The sequence below is a fragment of the Propioniciclava coleopterorum genome (assembly GCF_011393335.1).
GTDB lineage: Bacteria > Actinomycetota > Actinomycetes > Propionibacteriales > Propionibacteriaceae > Propioniciclava > Propioniciclava coleopterorum.
Map to the genome: position 1 here is coordinate 1055515 of NZ_CP049865.1, position 19907 is coordinate 1075421.

Sequence of the window (19907 nt, forward strand, 5' to 3'; positions counted from 1 at the left end):
GACGCCTCAGCTGTAGACGTGCGGGGCCAGCGTCCCGACGTCGGTGAGGTTGCGGTAGCGGCCGGCGTAGTCCAGCCCGTAGCCCACGACGAACTCGTTGGGCAGGTCGAAGCCCACGTACGCCACGTCGACCGGGCTGCTGAGGGCGTCCGGCTTGCGGAACATGGTCATGATCTCGAGCGAAGCCGGCTTGCGGGAGTTCAGGTTCTGGATCAGGTAGGCCAGCGTGAGGCCGGTGTCGATGATGTCCTCGACGACGAGGACGTGGCGCCCCTCGATGTCGGTGTTGAGGTCCTTGAGGATGCGCACCACGCCCGAACTCTGGGTGCCGGAGCCGTAGGAGGAGATCGCCATCCAGTCCATCTGCAGGTGGGTGGCGAGGTGGCGGGACAGGTCGGCCATGACCATCACGGCGCCGTTGAGGACCCCGATCAGGAGCAGGTCCTTGCCCCGGTACTTCTCGTCGATCTGGGCGGCCAACTCGGTGAGCCGCTCCTGGATCTGGTCGTTGGTGTAGAGGACCTTGGTGAGCTCGGAGCTGATCTGCGTTGCATCCACCGGGACAGACTATCCCGCCGGGCGGGCCGGACGCGCGGCATCCCCGGCGACTGGGGGGCAACTCTCCCCGGGTTGCCCTCACCCCCTCGGGGGTGGAACCGAAGGCGCGTCCCCGATCGCGTCACCCGGCCCCCCGGCACGTCGACGCCGCGCTGGCCCCGCCACCGGGTCACCAGCGCCTCGACCGCCTCCACGTGGCGCGCGGACAGGTCGGTCGCGCCGCGCGCCGCCAGCCAGGCGCGCAGCCCGGCGCGGCGGACGCCCGCGGTGGCGGCGGCGAGGTCGGCGCACGCGGGTTCGGGCACGGACGCCAGGGGTGCGGCGAGGTCGTCCACCGCGTCGGCGGCGTCGCGGCACAGGTCGGCGGTGCGGGCGAGCGCCGCGGCGATCCCGGGTCCCAGCTCGCGCTCCAGCAGCGGCAGCACGGCGGTCCGGACGCGGACGCGCGCGAACCGGGGATCCTCGTTCATGGGGTCCTGCCACGGCTCGAGCCCCAGTTCGGCGCAGGCCGCGGCGGTGTCGGCCCGGGTGAGGCCCAGCAGCGGGCGGAGCAGGCGGCCGCGGACCGGGGCCATGCCGGCCAGCGAGCGCGGGCCCGAACCGCGCGCCAGCCCCAGCAGCACGGTCTCGGCCTGGTCGTCGAGGGTGTGGCCCAGCAGGATCGCCTCCTCGGGGGCGGCACGCTCCTCCAGCGCCGCGTACCGGGACGCACGCGCGGCGGCCTCGACATTGCCCTCCCCCGCGACCGCCACCCGCGCCGCCACCGCGTCCAGCCCGAAGCCCGCCAGGCGGGCCACGACGGCGGCGGCCACGACGTCCGAGCCGGCGCGCAGGCCGTGGTCCACGGCCACCGCGCGCACGGGGGTGCCGCGGCGCCCCGCCACATGGTGCGCGGCCCAGGCGAGCGCGAGCGAGTCGGCGCCCCCGGAGCAGGCGACGAGCCACGGCGCCTCCGGCAGTGCGGCGACGGCCCGGGTGAGAGCCAGCGTCGCCGGCCCGAGCGCCCGCCGCGCCATCAGCCGTGGACGCGGGCGACCCAGCGCGCCGGGTCGGCGATGTCGGCGGGGGTCGGCAGGAACTCCGGCGCGTCGTAGACGCGGTTGAGGCCGTCCACGCCGACCCGGCCGATGACGGCGCGGCAGAACCGGGCGCCGTCGCGGTACTGGGCCAGCTTGAGGTCCATCGCCATCAGCTTGTTGAGCGCCTTGGTCCAGCCGCCGCGGCCGCGCCGCTTCTCGAACCGGCGCCGGATCGTGGCGACGCTCGGCACCACGTCGGGGCCGACGCGGTCCATCATGTCGTCGGCGTACCCCTCCAGGAGGCTCATGACGGCGGTGACGTCCTCCAGGATGCGCTGCTGCTCGGGCGTCGTCACGGCCTCGATCAGCGTGTGCGGACGCCCGCGGCGCGGGGCCTCGTCGGCCCGCAGCAGCCGCCCCACCCGCTCGATGAGGTGGGCCCGCAGCCACGGGGCGCGGGCGAACTGCAGGCGGTGGGTCTGCTCGTGCAGGCAGACCCAGAGCCGGAAGTCGGCGGGATCGACGCCGAGTTCCCGCTCGACCTTGACGACGTTGGGGGCGACGACGACGAGCTTGGGCTCGGCCGCGAACGGGAGGTACTGGCCGAGGATGCGGGACGACAGCAGCGCCAGCATCCCGCCGAGCTGGGCGCCGTTGAACCGGCCGGAGATCTTCTCGAGCATCCCGCCGGGCTGCGGCCAGGACTCCTGCGCGCCCTCGGCGAGCATGGTCAGCGCCATGTCGGCGTTGGCGCGGATCCAGGAGGCGCGGTCGACCACCAGCATCGGGCCCGAGGCGACGTCGCCCAGGCCCGTCACGGCGGCGACGGGCGCCACGGACGCCGCCAGCGCGGCCCGCAGCGAGCCGGCGACCTCGGCCGCCTCCGACGGCGACAGCGCCGGGCCGGGGGGCGCGAGGGCCGCTCCGAGCGCACCGGGGACGCGGGCGTCGATGTGAGGCAGCGCTGTCATGCCGCCAAGAGTACGGGCGTCCGCGGCGCCCCGCGGCCGGTCACCGGGCCGGTCAGCAGCCGCAGGACGCCAGGGCCGCGGATGCCCGGTCCAGCCAGGCGCGCGCCGAGGTCTGGCCGGCGCCGCCGGAGGTCATCAGCGCGAACGCGAGCGGCTGGCCGTCGGAGGTGACGACGTAACCGGTGAGCGTGTTGACGCCGCGGATGGTGCCCGTCTTGGCGCGGACCATGCCGCGTCCGGCCAGCGCGTCGGCGCCCTCGAAGCGCTCGTACAGCGTGCCGGTGACGCCGGCGACGGGCAGCCCGGTGATGAGGTGGCGCAGGTCGGGCCGCTCCAACCCCAGCCGGACGGCGCCGACCAGCGCGTCGGGGGTGACCTGGTTGTCGCCCGAGATGCCGTTCCCGTCGTGCGCGACCATGCCGTCGCTCCACAGCCCGAGCCGGCTCAGCTCGGCGGCCAGCACCGCCGCGCCGTCCTCGGGCGTCGCCGCCCGCCCGCGGGCGAGCGCGACGTGCCACAGCAGGGTCTCGGCGGCGTCGTTGTCGGAGTCGCCCAGCACCCGCTCGACCAGGACGCCGACGGGCAGGGACGCCACGGCGGCGAGCTCGGTGGCGTCCGACGGCGTCGCGGCCGGAGCGGTGCCCGAGACGGTGATGCCGTGGGCGGCCAACTGCCCGGCGAACGTGTCGGCGGCGAGCCGGGCCGGGTCCGGGCTGCGGGTCCAGGACGCCCGGTCGGGGCGCGCGTGGTCGACGGTGAGCGCCGTGATCGGGGCGACCGAGGTGGCGAACGTCTCGGGCCAGTGGGGGTTCCAGGCGGGACCGCCGAACAGGCCGGCGTCGTAGCCGAGCGTGACCGCGCTCACGCCGCGCGCCTGGAGCGCAGCCGCGGTCTGCGCGGCGAGGTCCTGCAGGGAGGCGGCGTGCGGGTAGGCGTCCTGATGGGCGGACGCGAGCAAGGGGTCGCCCCCGCCGCGCAGGATGAGGCGGCCGTCGCCGGTGAGGTAGCTGCGGGTCTCGAAGCGGGTGTCGGCGCCCAGCACGTCCAGGGCCACCGCGCCGCTGAGCACCTTCATGCTGGACGCCGGCGTCTTGGCCCCCGCCCCGGTGCGGAACAGTTCGGCGCCGGTGCGGGCGTCGACGACGAGGCCGGCGACGTCGCCGAGCCCGTCGCGGGGCAGCGCCTGCAGGCGGGCGGTCAGCGTGGCCGCGTCCACCTCGCGGGTGGGGGCGGCGAGTTCGGGCAGGACGGCCGTCGGCGCCGCCGCGGTCGCGGGCCGATCGAGGCGTCCCCCGCCCACGAGCGGGTCGTCGGCGAGCTGCGGGCGGATGACCACCTGCAGCGCAGCGGTGGCGGCGACGAGGGTGAGGGCGACGATCCACACCAGGGTGGGCCAGACCCACCCGGCGCGTCCCCGCGCCCGTCGTGCAGCACTCACCCGCGCCCTCCTTCGTCCTGACACCGTTCGGGGCGGCAAACGCCCGTTCCCTCCATCTTCGCGCAAGCGGTAGCCTGTTGTTGCACGGAAGCTCCTCATCAACCAAGGACGGTAATGCGCGCATCCTTCGAACGGCCCAAGGTGAAGCCCCCGCTCCACTTCGACGTGACCGTGGAGATCCCAAGGGAACCAAGAACAAGTATGAGATGGACCACCACAACGGTCGGATCCGTCTCGACCGGACGCTGTTCACGGCGACCGCGTACCCCAACGACTACGGCTTCATCGAGGGCACCCTGGGCCAGGACGGCGACCCGCTCGACGCCATGGTGCTGCTGCCCGAGGCGACGTTCCCCGGCGCGCTCATCGAGTGCCGCGCGATCGGCATGTTCCGCATGCACGACGAGATGGGCGGCGACGACAAGGTGCTGTGCGTCCCGATCGCGGACAAGCGCCAGGAGTCGACGCGCAACCTGACCGACATCCCGGATCTGTCGCTGCTCGAGATCGAGCACTTCTTCACGGTCTACAAGGACCTGGAGCCCGGCAAGTCGGTCGAGGGCGCCATCTGGACCGGCCGCGCCGAGGCCGAGGCCGAGATCCTCGAGTCCTGGGATCGCGCCCGCGGCACGTCGTTCGAGAACGAGTTCACCCCGCCGCCCGGCGGCGACGCCAAGGACACCGTCGGCGGCCTGCACGACTGAACCTCCTCCTCGGCGCCCCGGCCCGCTCCCCGCGAGCGGCCGGGGCGCCGTCGCGTCCCCGGGAAAGGTCGGCGGCTCCGGTTAGCCTGAGGGCAGACGGCTGGCCGCATCCGAGCGGCCCGCACCACAAGAACCCGCCCACCGAGGAGGTCGCGTGGCCCGACCGCGCCCCACCCGCACGCTCGCGCACCTGAGCGACCTGCACATCACCGGCGACGGCTCCCTCGTCGGCGGGGTCGTGGACACCCGCGCGCGGGTCACGGCGGCCCTGGACGTCCTGACCTCGTGGAACGTCGCCTGCGACGCGTGGGTGTTCTCCGGGGACCTGTCCGACGACGGCACGCCCGCCTCGTACGCGTGGCTCCGCGAGGCCGTCGGGGCGGCGTCCGCGCGGGCCGGGGTCCCGGTGATCTGGGCCAACGGCAACCACGACGAGCGGGACGCCTTCCGGAGGGACCTGCTCGGCGAGCCGGGCGGCGACGAGCCCTACCTGGCCGAGCACGCGCTGGGCGGGCTGCGGGTCCTGGTCGTCGACTCCACCGTGCCGGGCCTGCCGTACGGGCGGATCGAGCCGGGGACGCTGGACTGGCTGCGCGAGCGGCTCGCCGAGCCGGCGGCCGAGGGCACGATCGTGGTGCTGCACCACGCCCCGCTGCCGCCCGCGCAGGACGGCGCGTGGGGGTGGGTGCTGGCGCATCCGGAGGAACTGGCCGCCGTGCTGCGGGGATCCGACGCGCGGGCGGTGCTCGCGGGGCACTTCCACCACGCGGCGTTCGGGGTGTTCGCGGGCGTGGGGACGTCGGTCGCCCCCGCGCTGGTCTACACCCAGGACCTCACCGTCGGGCGCGACCTGCGCGGCCAGGACGCCAACCCGGGCTTCAGCCTGGTCGAGTGCTACCCCGACGTGGTGACGCACACGGTCGTCCCGCTGACCACCGGGCGCTCGGTCGTCCCGACGATCCCGGCGGCGCCGCTGCCGGGCTGACCGGGGCCGCCGCGCCGGGGTGCGCTCCCGGCGACACCCGCTGGGGCAGGGGGCTGGGCACCTGGGGTTGCTCCGGGCCCTAGCATCGGTCCATGGCTGCGGACGGTGGAGTGGAGGACGCCGCCCCGCGCGCCGCCCCGGCCCCGACGGGGCAGCCGTCGCCCCGCCGCCGGCCGGGGGCACGCACCCACGCCGGACGCGGATCGCCGCCGCGACCTCGCGGTCCTGCCCAAGGCCCACCTGCACCTGCACTTCACCGGCTCGCTGAGCGTGCCCACCCTGATCGACCTGGCGGCGGCGCGCGAGGTGGAACTCCCCGAGCAGCTCATCGACTCGATCGCGCTGGAGGTGCCGGCCGACAAGCGCGGCTGGTTCCGGTTCCAGCGGCTCTACGACGTGGCCCGCTCCGTCGTCCGCGGCGAGGACGCGCTGCGCACCGTGGTGGCGCGCGCCGCCGCCGAGGACGCCGCGGAGGGGTCGCGTCGCCTGGAACTGCAGGTGGACCCGACCTCGTACGCCGGGTCGGTCGGCGGGCTGCAGCCGGCGCTGGAGATCGTCCTGGACGAGGCGCGCGCGGCGTCGGCGCGCACCGGCGTCCAGGTCGGGATCATCGTCGCCGGGTCGCGGATCCGGCACCCCTTCGACGCACGGACCCTCGCCCGGCTCGCCGCCCGCTACGTCGGCCAGGGCCCCGGCGAGGTGTGCGGGTTCGGCCTGAGCAACAACGAGTGGGAGGGCCCCACCGACGAGTGGGACGGTGCGTTCCGGATCGCGCGGCGCGCGGGGCTGCCCGGCGTCCCGCACGCGGGCGAGCTCCGCGGCCCCGAGCACGTCGCCGAGGTCGTGGAGGCGCTGCAGCCGACCCGGATCGGCCACGGCGTCCGGACCGTGGAGGATCCGTTCCTGCTGGACCGCATCGTGGGGGCCGGCATCGCCTTCGAGGTCTGCCCGGCCTCCAACGTCCAACTGGGGGTCTACCCGACGCTGGCGGACGTGCCGCTGCGTCCGCTGCTGGCCGCCGGCGCCCGGGTCGCCCTCGGCGCGGACGACCCGCTGCTGTTCCTGTCCCGGCTCACCGACCAGTACGCGACGGCGCGCGGCGTGCACGGGCTGAGCGACGACGCCCTCGCCGGCCTGGCGCGGTCCTCGATCGAGGCGAGCTTCGCGGCCGAGACGGACAAGCGTCGATGGCTTGACGAGGTCGATTCGTGGCTCCTAGCGTCGACGGATGAACGATCCGACGTGGGAACCGCCGCTGGCCGGCGATGAAGCCGCACACCTGTTCGGCGCGCTGGACCGGATGCGCGCCACCTTCCGCTGGAAGGCCGACGGGCTGGACGCCGACGGGCTGGCGTTCCGGCTCCCCAGTTCGGAACTGAGCCTCGGCGGCCTGCTCAAGCACCTGGCCGCCTGCGAGGTCTACCGGTTCGGCTGGGACGTGGACGGCTCGCGTCCGGACTCGCCCTTCGACGAGGAGGGCCACGGTCACCAGTGGGCCCTGGACTCCGCCGCGGAGGACCCGCCGCAGGAGCAGTACGCGCTCTACGACGGCGCGGTGGCCCGCGCCCGGGAGCGCGCGCGGGCGGCGCTGGCGTCCGGCGGGCTGGACCAGCGGGTCGCGCTCAGCGACCAGTGGGGCGAGACCGTCTCCCTGCGCCGCCTCGTCTTCGACCTGCTGGAGGAGTACGGCCGCCACACCGGGCACGCCGACCTGCTGCGGGAGGCCGTGGACGGCCGCGTCGGCGAGGACCCGCCGCCGGACTGGGCCATCCCGGCCGCCTGGGCGGACGCGCCGCGCACCGTGTCCTGAGGCGTCACAGCCGGACGATCCGGCGGTGCACGTAGTACCCGGTCGCGAGGTTCTCCCCCAGCCTCGGGTCGGCCCACGAGCGGTGGAACGTCGACAGCGGGACGGTCTGGTGGAACCACCCGACGTCGTCGTGCAGCGAGCCTCCTCCGTCCCCGCCCTTGGCGAGCGCGGGGTCGGCGGTCACCTCCTGCTTGAACTGGTCCCACGCGATCTGGACACCCATCCGGTTCGGCTCGATGAGCACGTCCGGCTCGCTGCCGTAGCCGTAGGTGGTGTCGCCCGGGTCGGCGTCCCCCCAGCGGAACAGCGTCCGCGAGCCGCCGCCGCACAGGTACTCCCACTCGTCCTCGGTCGGCAGCGCGAACCCGTCCGCGGCCAGCGCGTCCACGAGCTCGGGATGGGTCGTCTCCTCCTCCCAGAAGACCTCCAAGTCACCGGACGGGCGTCGGCGCAGCTCCACGACCCCCACCAGGCGCGCCGACCCGTTGCCTTCGATCGGGCCCAACCGCTCGATCGCGGCGAGGGCCTGCCGGGCATGCTCGGCGTCGAGCGTGTGCTCGCCGGTGGCGTCGTCGTAGGTGCCGAGGCGGCGGCGTCCGATCGGGCGCGGCACGCGCTCGACCAGCATCGGCCCGATCTCTGCCCGGCGGGCCGGCGACAGGTTCTGCGCCAGGCGCGCCCCGTAGGCGTCCAGGGTGAACGCGTCGGCCAGTTCGGGGTCGGCGTCCGGCTCCGCGGCGAGGACGGCGACCCGGTCCCGGAGCCAGGCCAGCAGCATCGGGTCGGTGTCGGGGGACGCCTCCGCGTCCGCCAGCCATCGGCGGTGGCCCTCCAGCGGGTGCCGGATCCCGAACAGGTCGGCCTCGATCCCCGCCACCACGTGGGCGGGCATGCCGGCGTAGACGCTGCGTCTCGGCTCGGTCCAGCCCAGTTCGACCTCGCCGCCGGGGACCAGGACGAACTCGGCGCCGAAGCCGCGGAACAGGGCGAGCGCGGGGCCGGGCTCGCGTCCCGGCGGCGCGTCGTGGCAGCGGAGCTCTCCGAGAGGCTCGAAGTCCGGGGGTGTCGGCCGCGTCATGCCACGAGTGTGGTCCGCACGGACTCCCTGGCGCCTGGCGTCCAGCCCGCGGGCGTTCAGCCGGGCAGTGCGATGATCGTGATCCCCGGGGCGGCGGCGGGCCCGCCCATCGCGGCCAGCGCGGCTCCGGCGTCGTCGAGCCCCAGCCGGGCGCCGATGAGCCGGTGCGGGGCCAGCGTGCCGTCCTCGATGAGGGCGAGCATCGCGGGGTACTCGTGCGCGGCCATCCCGTGCGACCCGTGGAGCTCGAGTTCGCGCGCGATGACGCGGTCCATCGGCAGCGGCGACGTGGCGTCGGCGCCCAGCAGCAACCCGACCTGCACGTGCCGGCCCCTCCGCCGCAGGCACCGCACCGAGGCCACGGCGGTCTCCGGGCGGCCGAGGGCGTCGATCGAGACGTGGGCCCCGCCGTCGGTGAGCGCCACGACGGACGCCGCCACGTCGTCGTCCCGGCTCGCGTCGATCACGGCGGCGGCGCCCAGATCGGACGCCAGCGCCAGCGCCGCAGCGGACACGTCGATCGCGACGACGCGGGCACCGAGCGCCGCGCCGATCATCACCGCGGACAGCCCCACGCCGCCGCACCCGTGCACCACGAGCCAGTCGCCCGGACCGACCCGGCCGTGGACCGAGAGCGCCCGGAACGCGGTGGCGAACCGGCAGCCCAGCGAGGCCGCCGTCGCGAAGTCCAGCGCATCGGGCAGCGCGACCAGGTTGACGTCGGCGGCGTCGATCGCCACCCGCTCGGCGAACGACCCCGGGCCCGTGAAGCCGGGCTGGGTCTGGTGCGGGCAGACCTGCTGCTCGCCGCGCGCGCAGTATTCGCAGCGTCCGCACCCGCAGACGAAGGGCGCCGTGACCCGGTCGCCGACGGACCACCGCGTCACTCCGGCCCCGACCTCGTCGACGACGCCCGCGAACTCGTGGCCGGGGATGTGCGGCAGGGCGACGGGGTCGTGGCCCCGCCACGCGTGCCAGTCCGAGCGGCAGACCCCGGTCGCCCGCACCGCGACGACCACGCCGTCGGGCGGGCACACCGGATCGGGGACCTCCCGCACGGTCGGGAGCTGATCGGTGTGGTCATACACGACGGCCTTCACCCGCAGCAGTCTGGCCGACGCGGCCGTCCCCGGCGAGCCCCCGGGCCGGCGCCGGCGGTGACGACGACCGGGGCCGGGTCACCCGCGGCGATGGGCGTCCGGGGGCTGGGCGGCGTCGGAGCGGCGTGGCACAGTGTGGGGCATGTGCCGCAACATCCGACCGCTGTTCAACTTCGAGCCGCCCGCGTACCCCGACGAGGTGCACGACGCGGCGCTGCAGTTCGTCCGCAAGATCTCCGGAATGAACAAGCCCTCGATCGCCAACCAGGCCGCGTTCGACGAGGCCGTCGCCGAGATCGAGGCGGCGACGCAGAAGCTCATCGCGTCGCTGACCACCTCGGCCGAGCCGAAGGACCGCGAGGTCGAGCGCGAGAAGGCGCGCGCCCGCAACGCCGCCCGCTTCCCGACGCCCGACGCCGCGTCCGCCTGAGCGCGGACGCGTGGTTCGACGCGACCCGCCGGCCCCCGACGCGCCGGGGCGTGACACGGAGCCGGCGGCCGGCGCGACCGAGCGCGGCGCCCGACCCGGGGCGGACGCGACGGGCCCGGCCACGCCCCGCGCGCGCGTGCCCGTGCCGGACCTCGATCAGCGCGCGCACCTGGTGGCGCCGGGGCTGATCGGCTGCGAGCTGTGGGTGGACGGCGTCGGGGTGCGGATCGTGGAGGTGGAGGCCTACGAGGGGCCCGACGACCCCGCCTCCCACGCCTGGCGGGGCCAGACCCCCCGGAACGCCGCGATGTTCGGCCCGTCCGGACACCTGTACGTTTACCAGATGCACGGACACTTCTGCTGCAACGTCGTCTGCGGACCCCCGGGCACCGCGCACGGGGTCCTCATCCGCGCCGGCGAGGTCATCGAGGGCCTCGACGCGGCCCGGGAGCGGCGCGTCGGCGTCCGGGACGCGCAGTTGGCGCGCGGCCCCGGCAACCTCACCCGGACGCTCGGCATCACCCGGGCCGACAACGCCACCCCACTGCTGACCGGGGGCCGCGTCCGACTCCTCCCCGGCGAGCGCACCGCGGCCGTCGCGGCCGGCCCGCGCGTCAACGTGTCGCGCGCCCACGACCGGCCGTGGCGGTTCGTGGATCCCGCCTCGGGCTCGGTCTCCGCGTTCAAGTGGCACCCCGCCACCCGGACGCCGAAAGCCGACCCTGCCCCGGCCTAGCCGGGCCGCCTGGACGCGTTCGTCGACGACACCGCCGACCACCCCGCCGGACGCCGCCGCCGGCGAGATGCGTCCGCGTTGCCCGCCGCGGTCCCCCGTTCGTAGGGTGACGGGGTGGAGGATCCCTTCGACTGGCAGGTCACCGCGTCCGGCGCGGTCCGCGTGAGCCGCGGCGGCCGGGGCGTCGCGGTCATCGGCGGCCGCGACGCCCAACGCCTGCTGGCGCGGCTGGGGCGCGACGACGCGACGGACCAGCTCCTGCTGGCGAAGGCGACCGGCAACTACAAGCGCGGCAACGAGCGCCGCTGACCGTCGGGCCGCCGTGCGCGTCACCGCCGCGGCCCGCGGGGGCGGACGGTCAGTGCCCCCGCTCGAGCCACTCGGCCAGGTGCGGACGCTCCTCCCCGATGGTCGTCGAGTCGCCGTGCCCGGTGTGCACGACCACGTCGTCGCCCAGCGGGAACAGCCGGGTGGTGATCGAGTCGATGATGGTGTCGAACGAGCTGAACGAGCGGCCGGTCGCTCCGGGGCCGCCGCTGAAGAGCGTGTCTCCGGAGAACACCACCCCGAGCTCGGGCGCGACCAGGCAGACCGCGCCGGGCGAGTGGCCCGGCGTGTGGAGCACCTGCAGGGTCGTGCCGCCGACCTCGATCGTCTGGCCGTCCGACAGCGCGGCGTCGGGCGCGCGGTCGGGGTGGACGTCGTCCCACAGCATCCGGTCGTCGGGGTGCAGCCACACCGGCGCGCCGAGGCGCCGAGCGAGCTCGGGCGCGACCCGGATGTGGTCGTCGTGCCCGTGGGTGCAGACGATCGCGAGCACGTTCCGGTCGCCGACGACCTCGGCGATGGCGTCCACGTCGTGCGGGGCGTCGATCACGATGCAGGACTCGTCGTCGCCGACCACCCAGACGTTGTTGTCGACGTCCCAGGCGCCGCCGTCCAGGCTGAAGGTGCCCGAGGTGACCGTGTGGTCGATCCGCGCGTTCACCAGACCACCACCGACCGCAGCACGTCGCCGGCGTTCATCTTGTCGAACGCGGCCTCGACGTCGCCCAGCCCGATCCGCTCGCTGACGAAGCCGTCCAGGTCGAACCGGCCCTGACGGTAGAGGTCGACGAGCATCGGGAAGTCCCGCTCCGGCAGGCAGTCCCCGTACCAGGACGACTTGAGCGCCCCGCCCCGCCCGAACACCTCCGCGAGCGGCAGTTCGACCGTGGCCGTCGGGTTCGGGACCCCGACCAGCACCACGGTGCCGGCCAGGTCGCGCATCTCGAAGGCCTGCCGGTACGTCTCCGGGCGCCCCACCGCGTCCACGACGACGTCGGCGCCGTTGCCGCCGGTGAGCTCCTGCACGGCCGCCACCGGGTCCTGCTGCGCCGAGTTCACGGTGTGCGTCGCGCCGAAGCGCTTCGCCTGGTCGAGCTTGCGGTCGTCGATGTCGATCGCGATGATCGTGGACGCCCCCGCCAGCTGGGCACCGGCGATCGCGGCGTCCCCGACGCCGCCGCAGCCGATGACGGCCGCCGAGTCGCCCCGGGTCACCCCGCCCGTGTTCACCATCGCGCCGAAGCCGGCCATGATGCCGCAGCCCAGCAGGCCCGCGGCCGCCGGGTCGGCGTCCGGGTCGACCTTGGTGCACTGGCCGGCCGCGACGAGGGTCTTGTCGGCGAACGCCCCGATCCCCAGCGCCGGGCTGAGCTCGGTGCCGTCGGTGAGCGTCATCTTCTGGGTGGCGTTGTGGGTGGCGAAGCAGTACCAGGGCTTGCCCTTGCGGCAGGCCCGGCACTCGCCGCACACGGCCCGCCAGTTCAGGACGACGAAGTCGCCCGGCTGCACGTGCGTGACGCCCTCCCCGACGGCCTCGACGACGCCGGCCGCCTCGTGGCCCAGCAGGAACGGGAAGTCGTCGTTGATGCCGCCCTCGCGGTAGTGCAGGTCGGTGTGGCACACGCCGCACGCCTGGATCGCGACCACCGCCTCGCCGGGACCGGGATCGGGGATCACGATGTCGACCACCTCGACGGGGGCCTTCGCGGAGCGGGCGATGACGCCCTTCACGGTCTGGGGCATTGCTGTCCTTCCTCGATGAAGCGCTGAACCCCGATCCTAGGTGGGCATGACGGCGTCCGGCCAGGGTGGGTCCACGGCCCGGCCGGACACCCGCGCGTCACCAGCCGCCGCCACCGCCGCCGCCGAAGCCGCCGCCGCCGGAGAACCCCGAACCGCCCGACGTGGCGGACGTCGCGGTGTTCGCGGCCACCGAGCTCACCATGGAGGCCCCGATCTGGCTGGTCAGGCTGTTCATCGCGGAGGCGAAGTAGAAGCCGTTCATCGGGCCGTAGCCGACGTACCAGTCGGTGGGCGTGTAGCGGCCCTCCGCCGCCAGTTGCTCGAACACCTTGGCCCAGCGGTCGGCGACGCCGAACACCGTGGCGTAGGGCAGGTAGCGCGAGAACACGTCGATGCCCTCCTCGAAGCGGATCTGGTCGGCCTCGGCGGTGGTCAGGTACTGCTTGAACCCGGCCGCCTGCGCCATCACGGCCGAGCCGTCGGCCGAACGACCCCGGCCGCCGAACGCCATCACGAGGCCCAGCAGGCCGACCACGGCCAGCGCCAGGCCGGGCAGGCCCCAGCCCACCGTCGCCGCGAGCGCGATGGTGGCGCCGACGCCGCCCAGCAGGAGCAGGAGTCCGACGACGAACTGCACGGCGCGCTGGCGTCCCAGGTCGGAGCGGAACCAGCCGCGCTTCTTCACCTCGCCGTCGAGGCGCTCCTTGGCGCCCGTCATCAGGTCGGCGTACTTCTTGTCCTTCAGGTCGTCGGTGGTGACCGAGTCCCCGCTCTGGAAGAGCGTCTTCATGACGAACCGCTCCGAGCCGGACAGGTCGTCGCGGGCGTCGGCCCGGCGCTGGAAGCGCCAGTCCTTCTTGCCCTCCTGGACGATCTGGAAGTGCCCGCGGGCGGCCAGATCGAGAATCGTGGCGGTGACGTCGGTGTTGTTGGCCGTGCCGTCCTGCAGGACGCCGATCTCCCCCGGGCCGACGCCCTTCGGCGGGGTGAACTGGACCGTCACCGGCAGCGGCTTGCTGGTCAGCGTCGTGGCGCCGCCCTGGCCGGGCGCCGGGGCGAGCCCCGGGGTCAGGCCGACGTACACCTCGTCGCGCCGGCGGCGCAGCCAGCCGCCGACCACGAAGACCAGGCCGGCGAGCGTGACGACCCCGGCGGTGCCGAGCGTCGCCGGATTCGCAGCGAAGGTGTTGCCCGGGTGGAAGCGCTTCTCGAAGCGCGGAGCGGCGTCGGTGAACGTGCCGGCCGGGAAGCCGGCGACGATCTGCAGTCCGTTGCCGGGCGCGAGATCCGGCGCGGAGAAGGTGGCCGTGTCGCCCGCGAACGACGCCTCGCAGGGCTCGGAGAACGAGCGCCCGTAGAAGCAGGCCGTCTGCTGCACCGGCACGGGCCCGGTGACGGACGCCGACACGTTCGCGATCGGGACCTCCCACTGGGTGCCGATCGCGCTGAAGTTGACCTCGTCGAGCCCGCTGGTCGCGTGGTCGGCGGCGATGAGGCCGCGCACGGTGTAGCTCAGCGTGTAGCTCCGGACGCCGGTGACCTCCTCGTCCTCATCGCCGATGCGGATCAGCAGCACGCCGTCGTCGCTCTCGGTGTCGATCTTCGCCGACGCGTTCGGGCTGGAGGCCTGCACCTCGGTGATGTCGATCATCCGCCACACGTCCGGGTCGTTCGCGACCTCCTGGCGCTCGATGAGGGCGACGATCGGACCGTGGCCCTCCTTGGTGCCGAAGTCGAAGTCGAAGTCGACGCTCACGTGGGCCGTCCCGGTCGGTTCGACCTGGACGGTGGTGTGGTGGCGGGTGATCTTCCAAGGGTCGGCGGCGCGCGCCGGCGGCGCGAGCAGCACCAGGCTCAGCACGGCCAGCAGGGCGATCAGCGGGCGGGTCACACGGGACATGCACGGGCTCCTGTCATGGGGCAGCTTGCCTCCACGTTAGCCGCGGTGGTCCGGCGCCTCGTCCGTGGGAACCCGGATCCGGCACGGATAGTACGGTGGAGGGCGCTATGACGAAACGGTTGGGCATCATCGGCGCCGGCAAGGTCGGCACCACGGTCGGGCGGCTGGCCCTGGCCGCCGGCTGGGAGGTCCGCATCGCCGTCTCCGGACGCCAACCGCTGCAGGGCCTCATCGTCGAGACGATGCTCCCGGGCGCCCGGCTGCTGCCGGAGGCCCAGGTCGTCGCCGAGTCCGACATCGTGCTGCTGGCCGTGCCGCTGTCGAAGGTCACCACGCTGGACCTGCCGGGGCTCTCGGGCAAGGTCGTCGTGGACGCCATGAACCACTGGTACCCCGTCGACGGCGCCCTGGACGACCTCGAGGGGGCCTCCTCCAGCACGGCGTGGGTGTCCGGGCTCAACCCGGCGATGCGCCTGGTGAAGTCGCTGAACCACCTCGGCTACCACGACATGGAGACCGACGCGCGCCCCCCGGGCGACCCCGACCGGCGCGCCGTCGCCGTGGCGTCCGATGACCCGGAGGCCCGCGCCCAGGTGGCCGCGCTGCTCGACGACCTCGGCTTCGACCCCGTCGAGTTCGACGCGGGCGCCGCCGGGCACCTCCAGGGCGACAGCCCGGTGTTCGGGCGCTGGGTGGACGCCGCCGGCCTGCGCGCGGCCATCGAGCGCGCGCGGACCACGGCCGCCTGAGGCGGGCCGCTCAGGCGTCGATGCCGAGGTAGGTCTGCCGCACCCGGTCGTCTTGCAGCAGCGCCGCGCCGGTGTCGGACAGGGTGATCGACCCGACCTCCAGCACGTAGCCCTTGTCGGACAGCGCCAGCGCCGCCTGCGCGTTCTGCTCGACCAGCAGGATCGTCGTCCCGGACGCCTTGAGCTCGGCGATCGTCTTCATGATCTGGGTGGTCATGATCGGCGACAGCCCCATGGACGGCTCGTCCAGCATGAGCAGGCGCGGCCGGCTCATCATGGCCCGCGCGATCGCCAGCATCTGCTGCTCGCCGCCGGAGAAGAGGCCCGCCGCCTGGCCGCGCCGCTCCCCCAGCACCGGGAACAGGGCGTACGAGCGGTCGAGGTCCTCGCGGACACCGGCGGCGTCCTTGCGGGTGTACGCGCCCAGCAGCAGGTTGTCCTCGACGCTCATGCGCGGGAACAGCCGGCGGCCCTCGGGGGACTGGGCGATCCCCAGCATGACGATCTGGTGCGCCGGGACGGCGTCGATCCGCCGCCCCTCGAACAGGATCTCGCCGGCGACCGGGCGCAGCAGGCCCGAGATGGTGCGCAGCGTGGTGGTCTTGCCGGCCCCGTTGGTCCCGAGCAGCGACACGATCTGCCCCTGCTCGACGGTGAAGCTGATCCCCTTGACCGCCTGCACCCTGCCGTAGGCGACGGCCAGGTCCTTGACCTCAAGCATCGTTGCGTCCCTCCGGCTCGTGGCCCTCGTGCCTGTGCTCGCCCCGGTGCCGGCGGCCCAGGATGGGGTTGATGGCGTTCGGCGGGAACTCCAGCAGCGGCTTGTTCGGCGCCAGCGTCCGGCGGTCGGGCTCGGGCGCCTCCGGCTCGTCGCCGGTGTCGACCGGCGCGCCGATGTAGGCCTCGATGACCCGCTCGTCGTGCTGCACGACGGCGGGCACGTCGTCGATGAGCACCTCGCCGCGCACCAGGCACGCCACCCGGTCGCACAGGCTGAAGATGAACCGCATGTCGTGCTCGATCACCAGCACCGCCATGCCCAGCTCGCGGATCCGGGTGATGAGCGCCTCGGCCTCGCGGGTCTCCTGCGGGTTCATGCCGGCGGTCGGCTCGTCCAGCAGCAGCAGCTTGGGCTCCAGCGCCAGGGCGCGCGCGATCTCGAGGCGGCGCTGGTCGCCGTAGGGCAGGTTGCGGCTCAGCGAGTCGGCGTGGTCGCCCAGCCCGACGAACTCGAGCCACTCGCGGGCCACCTCGCGGGTCTCCGCCTCCTCGCGGCGGTGCCGGGGCAGCCGGAAGATGGCGTCGAGCGCGTTGGTCTTCGTCCGGGCGTACCGGCCGACCATCACGTTCTCCAGCGCCGTCATGTTGTGGAACAGCCGGATGTTCTGGAACGTCCGCGCCACGCCGGCCACCGCGACGCGCCGCGGCTTGGGCGGCAGCACCGCGCCGTCGAACAGCACCTGGCCCGACGTGGGCTGGTACATGCCGGTGAGGCAGTTGAAGAAGGTCGTCTTCCCCGCGCCGTTGGGCCCGATCAGCCCCACGATCTCGCCGGGGTGGATGTCGAGGTCCACCTTGTTGACGGCCGTCAGGCCGCCGAACTGCATGGTGACCTGGCGCGCGCTCAGCAGCGGCTCGGACGCCCGGGCATCGGCTCGGGTGGTCGCGGTCTCGGTCATGCCTTCCCCTCCCCGGACGCCGCGGGCGCGGCCGTGGCGAGCCCCGGAGGCGCCTCGTCGGCCTCCTCGGCGAGTTCCTCGTCGTCGGCGTGGAACTCCAACTGCCGGCGCTGGTCGGGCAGCAGGCCCTCGGGCCGGAACCGCATCATGACGATGAGCAGCAGGCCGAACAACAGCAGCCGGTAGTCCTCGAAGAAGCGCAGCTTCTCGGGCAGCAGCTTCAGGATCGCCGCGCCGACCAGGACGCCGCCGACGGTGCCCATGCCGCCGAGCACGATGCCCGCCACCAGGAACGCCGACTCCATGAAGATGTACTGGTCGGGCGTGACCGACACGTCCACGTGCGCCTTCACCGACCCGGCGACGCCGGCCAGGAACGCGCCGCCGGCGAAGGCCAGCAGCTTGAGCCCGAAGACGTTGACTCCCATAGCCTCGGCGGCGCGTTCGTCCTCGCGGATCGCGACCCAGCCGCGCCCGATGCGCGACTTGTTGAGGTTGACGAAGACCGTGATGATCAGGCCCATCACCAGCAGGAGCAGCCAGTAGTAGTTCGCGAAGCGTCCGATCTCGAAGCCGAGGATCGTGTGGCTCTCGCCGAAGTCGAACCCGAAGAGGTTCAGGTTCGGGATCGCGGGGATGCCGTTGGAGCCGCGGGTGATGTTCGGCCCGTCGGTGCCGTCGAGGTTGTTCATGGTGATGCGGAAGATCTCGCCGAACGCGAGCGTCACGATGGCCAGGTAGTCGCCGGACACCCGCAGGGTCGGCGAGCCGATGATGAGGCCCAGGATCGCGGACACGCAGCCGGCGATCAGCATGACGACCGGGAAGGGCGGGTGCCACCCGATCGTCGCGAACGCCGACTCGCTGAGCGTGGCGGCCGTGAAGGCGCCCGCGCCGAGGAAGGCGATGTAGCCCAGGTCGAGCAGGCCTGCCAGGCCGACGACGATGTTGAGGCCCATCGCGGTGGCGGCGAAGATCAGGACGCCGGCCGCGATCGACATGTTGGCGTCCGAGCCGTCCTGGGTGAACGGGAACACGAACGCCACCACGAACGCCGCGAGCACCAGCGCCGACCGGTTGGCCTGCGCGGCGGCGCTCACCCAGCCCATGACGCCGAGCGCCGCCGCGACCCAGACGGCCAGGCCGGCGAAGGCCGCGAAGGTGACGAACGCGCCCGGGTCCTCCAGGCCCAGCCCGTAGGCGGCCGCGGCCAGCACGAGCGCCAGGACGACGACGATGCCGAGGATCTGCACCCAGGAGGGCGTCTTGAGCCAGCGAAGGCGCGGGTCGGCCCCCGCGGGCAGCGCCCGGGTCGCGACGGCGGCGAGCGCGGCGCCGGCGACGCCGACCCAGGCGCCCGGTTCGAGCGCGACCAAGCCGCCCAGTTCGAGCGCGGCCGACGCCGCCGCCAGCGCCTGGTAGACCAGGGACGCCACCGCGGCCGTCTTGGCGCCGCGGTTGAAGTTCAGCAGGCGCCGCAGCCGCGCGGGCGCCTTGGCCGCGACGAACGGCCCCAGCGCCAGGCAGGCGACGATGATCAGGCCCAGCGCGAAGCCGAGCCACTGCAGCAGCGACGGTTCGCCGTAGTAGGTGACGTCGTCGAGCGCCTCGGGGCGGTAGGCCCACGGCAGGAACGCGGCCGCCATCACGGCGAGCCCGCCGACGATGGCCACCCAGCGGGCCGGGACGGCCCACCGGACCAGCAGGTCGTTCAGCTTGCTCATGCGCGGTCCACCACCTTCGCACCCAGGAGGCCCTGGGGTCGGAACACCAGCACCAGGATCAGGATCGCGAACGCCCAGACGTCCTTCCAGGCCGAACTGCCGAACTGGCCGGGGATGTACGTGGTGGCCATGGCCTCCACGACGCCGAGCACCAGGCCGCCGACGACGGCGCCGTTGATGTTGCCGATGCCGCCCAGCACGGCGGCGGTGAAGGCCTTCATGCCGGCCATGAAGCCCATCTGGAAGTCGATGTTGTTGTAGCGCAGGCCGTGCGCGACGCCCGCGACGGCGGCCAGCGCGGCACCGACGGCGAACGCGGTGGCGATGGCGCGGTCGACGTTGATGCCCATCAGCCGCGCCGTGTCGGCGTCCTGGCTGGTCGCCTGCATGGCGCGACCCATCCGGGTCTTGTTCACGAACCACCACAGGACGGTGGCGCAGACGAAGAGCGCGCCGAGGGTGAAGATCGCGGAGAACTGGATCGTCACCCCGCCCAGTTGCAGCGAGCGGCCGGTCAGGCCCTCGATGACCGGGAAGGGGATCGCGCGGCGGCTGTCGGGGAAGCCGGGGATCCGCCCGTAGAACAGCCGGACGGCCTCCTGCAGGGCGATCGACAGGCCGATCGCGGAGATGAGGGGCGCCAGGCGCGGCGCGTTGCGCAGTGGCCGGTAGGCGAACCTCTCCATCAGCAACGCGGTCACCACCGAGACCAGGACGCCCCCCAGGATCATCGCCGGGAGCATGATGCCGAGCGCGAAGCCCACCGACACCTTCGTCGGCGAGCCCATCAGCATCCAGGTGGTGTAGGCGCCGAACGCGCCCATCATGAAGACCTCACCGTGGGCGAAGTTGATCAGCTGCACGATGCCGTACACGACGGTGTACCCAACCGCGATCAGCGCGTAGAGCGCGCCCAGGCTGAGCCCGTTGATGAGTTGCTGGATGAAAAGGTCCAT

20 protein-coding genes and 1 pseudogene are annotated in these 19907 nt (G+C 73.8%); 8 read left to right on the forward strand and 13 right to left on the reverse strand.

Features of this window, described 5'->3' with window-relative positions; all coding sequences use genetic code 11:
- Positions 1-6: 6 nt before the first annotated feature.
- The 4 genes from hpt to dacB are packed head-to-tail and all read right to left on the reverse strand — an operon-like array spanning position 7 to position 3986.
- The gene (gene hpt, locus G7070_RS17595; RefSeq protein ID WP_246227685.1) at positions 7-543 is read right to left on the reverse strand and encodes a hypoxanthine phosphoribosyltransferase; all 537 of its coding nucleotides are present in this window, start codon (positions 541-543) and stop codon (positions 7-9) included.
- Positions 432-1574 (reverse strand): tRNA lysidine(34) synthetase TilS, encoded by a 1143-nt coding sequence (gene tilS, locus G7070_RS05150; RefSeq protein ID WP_166232498.1) that lies wholly within the window; start codon positions 1572-1574, stop codon positions 432-434. Before tilS ends, hpt begins: the two co-directional genes overlap by 112 nt.
- Positions 1574-2548: a zinc-dependent metalloprotease gene (locus G7070_RS05155; protein ID WP_166232500.1), complete on the reverse strand. Its 975-nt coding sequence runs from the start codon at positions 2546-2548 to the stop codon at positions 1574-1576. Before G7070_RS05155 ends, tilS begins: the two co-directional genes overlap by 1 nt.
- A 52-nt stretch (positions 2549-2600) precedes the next feature.
- Positions 2601-3986, reverse strand: coding sequence for a D-alanyl-D-alanine carboxypeptidase/D-alanyl-D-alanine endopeptidase (gene dacB, locus G7070_RS05160; protein ID WP_166232502.1), 1386 nt, complete (start codon positions 3984-3986; stop codon positions 2601-2603).
- Positions 3987-4100: 114 nt separating this feature from the next.
- Between dacB and G7070_RS05165 the strand changes: the two are divergent.
- The 4 genes and pseudogenes from G7070_RS05165 to G7070_RS05180 all read left to right on the forward strand — a co-directional run bounded on the left by G7070_RS05165 (position 4101) and on the right by G7070_RS05180 (position 7485).
- Positions 4101-4690: pseudogene (locus tag G7070_RS05165) on the forward strand (inorganic diphosphatase).
- 154 nt (positions 4691-4844) lie between these two features.
- Positions 4845-5675: a metallophosphoesterase gene (locus tag G7070_RS05170; RefSeq protein ID WP_166232504.1), complete on the forward strand. Its 831-nt coding sequence runs from the start codon at positions 4845-4847 to the stop codon at positions 5673-5675.
- Between the two features lie 105 nt (positions 5676-5780).
- Positions 5781-6944 (forward strand): adenosine deaminase, encoded by a 1164-nt coding sequence (locus G7070_RS05175; protein WP_166232506.1) that lies wholly within the window; start codon positions 5781-5783, stop codon positions 6942-6944.
- Complete coding sequence (locus G7070_RS05180) at positions 6904-7485, forward strand: mycothiol transferase (RefSeq protein ID WP_166232508.1); 582 nt, start codon at positions 6904-6906, stop codon at positions 7483-7485. Before G7070_RS05175 ends, G7070_RS05180 begins: the two co-directional genes overlap by 41 nt.
- Before the next feature lie 4 nt (positions 7486-7489).
- Here G7070_RS05180 and G7070_RS05185 read toward each other — a convergent pair whose 3' ends face one another.
- Together G7070_RS05185 and G7070_RS05190 are read right to left on the reverse strand one after the other, a co-directional pair.
- Positions 7490-8563 (reverse strand): type II toxin-antitoxin system VapC family toxin, encoded by a 1074-nt coding sequence (locus tag G7070_RS05185; protein WP_166232510.1) that lies wholly within the window; start codon positions 8561-8563, stop codon positions 7490-7492.
- Positions 8564-8619: 56 nt separating this feature from the next.
- Entirely contained in the window at positions 8620-9663 is a 1044-nt protein-coding gene (locus G7070_RS05190) for a zinc-dependent alcohol dehydrogenase family protein (RefSeq protein WP_166232512.1), read from the reverse strand.
- 142 nt (positions 9664-9805) lie between these two features.
- Between G7070_RS05190 and G7070_RS05195 the strand changes: the two genes are divergently transcribed.
- The 3 genes from G7070_RS05195 to G7070_RS05205 all read left to right on the forward strand — a co-directional run bounded on the left by G7070_RS05195 (position 9806) and on the right by G7070_RS05205 (position 11138).
- Positions 9806-10093, forward strand: a complete 288-nt coding sequence (locus G7070_RS05195; RefSeq protein WP_166232514.1) for a DUF2277 domain-containing protein — start codon at positions 9806-9808, stop codon at positions 10091-10093.
- 136 nt (positions 10094-10229) lie between these two features.
- Complete coding sequence (locus G7070_RS05200) at positions 10230-10829, forward strand: DNA-3-methyladenine glycosylase (RefSeq protein WP_166232516.1); 600 nt, start codon at positions 10230-10232, stop codon at positions 10827-10829.
- A 114-nt stretch (positions 10830-10943) separates the two neighbouring features.
- The gene (locus tag G7070_RS05205; RefSeq protein WP_166232518.1) at positions 10944-11138 is read left to right on the forward strand and encodes a hypothetical protein; all 195 of its coding nucleotides are present in this window, start codon (positions 10944-10946) and stop codon (positions 11136-11138) included.
- 49 nt (positions 11139-11187) lie between these two features.
- Here G7070_RS05205 and G7070_RS05210 read toward each other — a convergent pair whose 3' ends face one another.
- From G7070_RS05210 to G7070_RS05220, 3 genes are all read right to left on the reverse strand, one after another.
- Positions 11188-11817: an MBL fold metallo-hydrolase gene (locus tag G7070_RS05210; protein WP_166232520.1), complete on the reverse strand. Its 630-nt coding sequence runs from the start codon at positions 11815-11817 to the stop codon at positions 11188-11190.
- Complete coding sequence (locus tag G7070_RS05215; RefSeq protein ID WP_166232522.1) at positions 11814-12899, reverse strand: S-(hydroxymethyl)mycothiol dehydrogenase; 1086 nt, start codon at positions 12897-12899, stop codon at positions 11814-11816. The genes G7070_RS05210 and G7070_RS05215 overlap by 4 nt, the downstream gene beginning before the upstream one ends.
- A gap of 97 nt (positions 12900-12996) precedes the next feature.
- Positions 12997-14799 carry a DUF2207 domain-containing protein gene (locus tag G7070_RS05220; RefSeq protein ID WP_166232524.1) on the reverse strand — a complete coding sequence of 601 codons (1803 nt, stop codon included), beginning with the start codon at positions 14797-14799 and terminating at the stop codon, positions 12997-12999.
- A gap of 107 nt (positions 14800-14906) precedes the next feature.
- Here G7070_RS05220 and G7070_RS05225 point away from each other — a divergent pair, with 107 nt between their 5' ends.
- Positions 14907-15548: an NADPH-dependent F420 reductase gene (locus G7070_RS05225; protein ID WP_166232526.1), complete on the forward strand. Its 642-nt coding sequence runs from the start codon at positions 14907-14909 to the stop codon at positions 15546-15548.
- A gap of 10 nt (positions 15549-15558) precedes the next feature.
- Here G7070_RS05225 and G7070_RS05230 read toward each other — a convergent pair whose 3' ends face one another.
- From G7070_RS05230 to G7070_RS05245, 4 genes are read right to left on the reverse strand one after another with little or no spacing between them, the layout of a single operon-like run.
- A complete protein-coding gene (locus tag G7070_RS05230; protein WP_166232528.1) occupies positions 15559-16269 on the reverse strand; it encodes an ABC transporter ATP-binding protein in 711 nt (236 codons plus the stop codon).
- Complete coding sequence (locus G7070_RS05235) at positions 16262-17227, reverse strand: ABC transporter ATP-binding protein (protein ID WP_166232530.1); 966 nt, start codon at positions 17225-17227, stop codon at positions 16262-16264. The genes G7070_RS05230 and G7070_RS05235 overlap by 8 nt, the downstream gene beginning before the upstream one ends.
- Positions 17224-18951: a branched-chain amino acid ABC transporter permease gene (locus tag G7070_RS05240; RefSeq protein ID WP_166232532.1), complete on the reverse strand. Its 1728-nt coding sequence runs from the start codon at positions 18949-18951 to the stop codon at positions 17224-17226. The genes G7070_RS05235 and G7070_RS05240 overlap by 4 nt, the downstream gene beginning before the upstream one ends.
- The gene (locus G7070_RS05245; protein ID WP_166232534.1) at positions 18948-19907 is read right to left on the reverse strand and encodes a branched-chain amino acid ABC transporter permease; all 960 of its coding nucleotides are present in this window, start codon (positions 19905-19907) and stop codon (positions 18948-18950) included. Before G7070_RS05245 ends, G7070_RS05240 begins: the two co-directional genes overlap by 4 nt.

Coding starts and splice junctions, on each gene's coding strand:
- tilS (WP_166232498.1), bottom strand. CDS start 1,574: ATGGCGCGGCGGGCGCTCGGGCCGGCGACGCTGGCTCTCACCCGGGCC.
- G7070_RS05155 (WP_166232500.1), bottom strand. CDS start 2,548: ATGACAGCGCTGCCTCACATCGACGCCCGCGTCCCCGGTGCGCTCGGA.
- G7070_RS05180 (WP_166232508.1), top strand. CDS start 6,904: ATGAACGATCCGACGTGGGAACCGCCGCTGGCCGGCGATGAAGCCGCA.
- G7070_RS05185 (WP_166232510.1), bottom strand. CDS start 8,563: ATGACGCGGCCGACACCCCCGGACTTCGAGCCTCTCGGAGAGCTCCGC.
- G7070_RS05195 (WP_166232514.1), top strand. CDS start 9,806: ATGTGCCGCAACATCCGACCGCTGTTCAACTTCGAGCCGCCCGCGTAC.
- G7070_RS05215 (WP_166232522.1), bottom strand. CDS start 12,899: ATGCCCCAGACCGTGAAGGGCGTCATCGCCCGCTCCGCGAAGGCCCCC.
- G7070_RS05220 (WP_166232524.1), bottom strand. CDS start 14,799: ATGTCCCGTGTGACCCGCCCGCTGATCGCCCTGCTGGCCGTGCTGAGC.
- G7070_RS05225 (WP_166232526.1), top strand. CDS start 14,907: ATGACGAAACGGTTGGGCATCATCGGCGCCGGCAAGGTCGGCACCACG.
- G7070_RS05230 (WP_166232528.1), bottom strand. CDS start 16,269: ATGCTTGAGGTCAAGGACCTGGCCGTCGCCTACGGCAGGGTGCAGGCG.
- G7070_RS05235 (WP_166232530.1), bottom strand. CDS start 17,227: ATGACCGAGACCGCGACCACCCGAGCCGATGCCCGGGCGTCCGAGCCG.
- G7070_RS05240 (WP_166232532.1), bottom strand. CDS start 18,951: ATGAGCAAGCTGAACGACCTGCTGGTCCGGTGGGCCGTCCCGGCCCGC.
- G7070_RS05245 (WP_166232534.1), bottom strand. CDS start 19,907: ATGGACCTTTTCATCCAGCAACTCATCAACGGGCTCAGCCTGGGCGCG.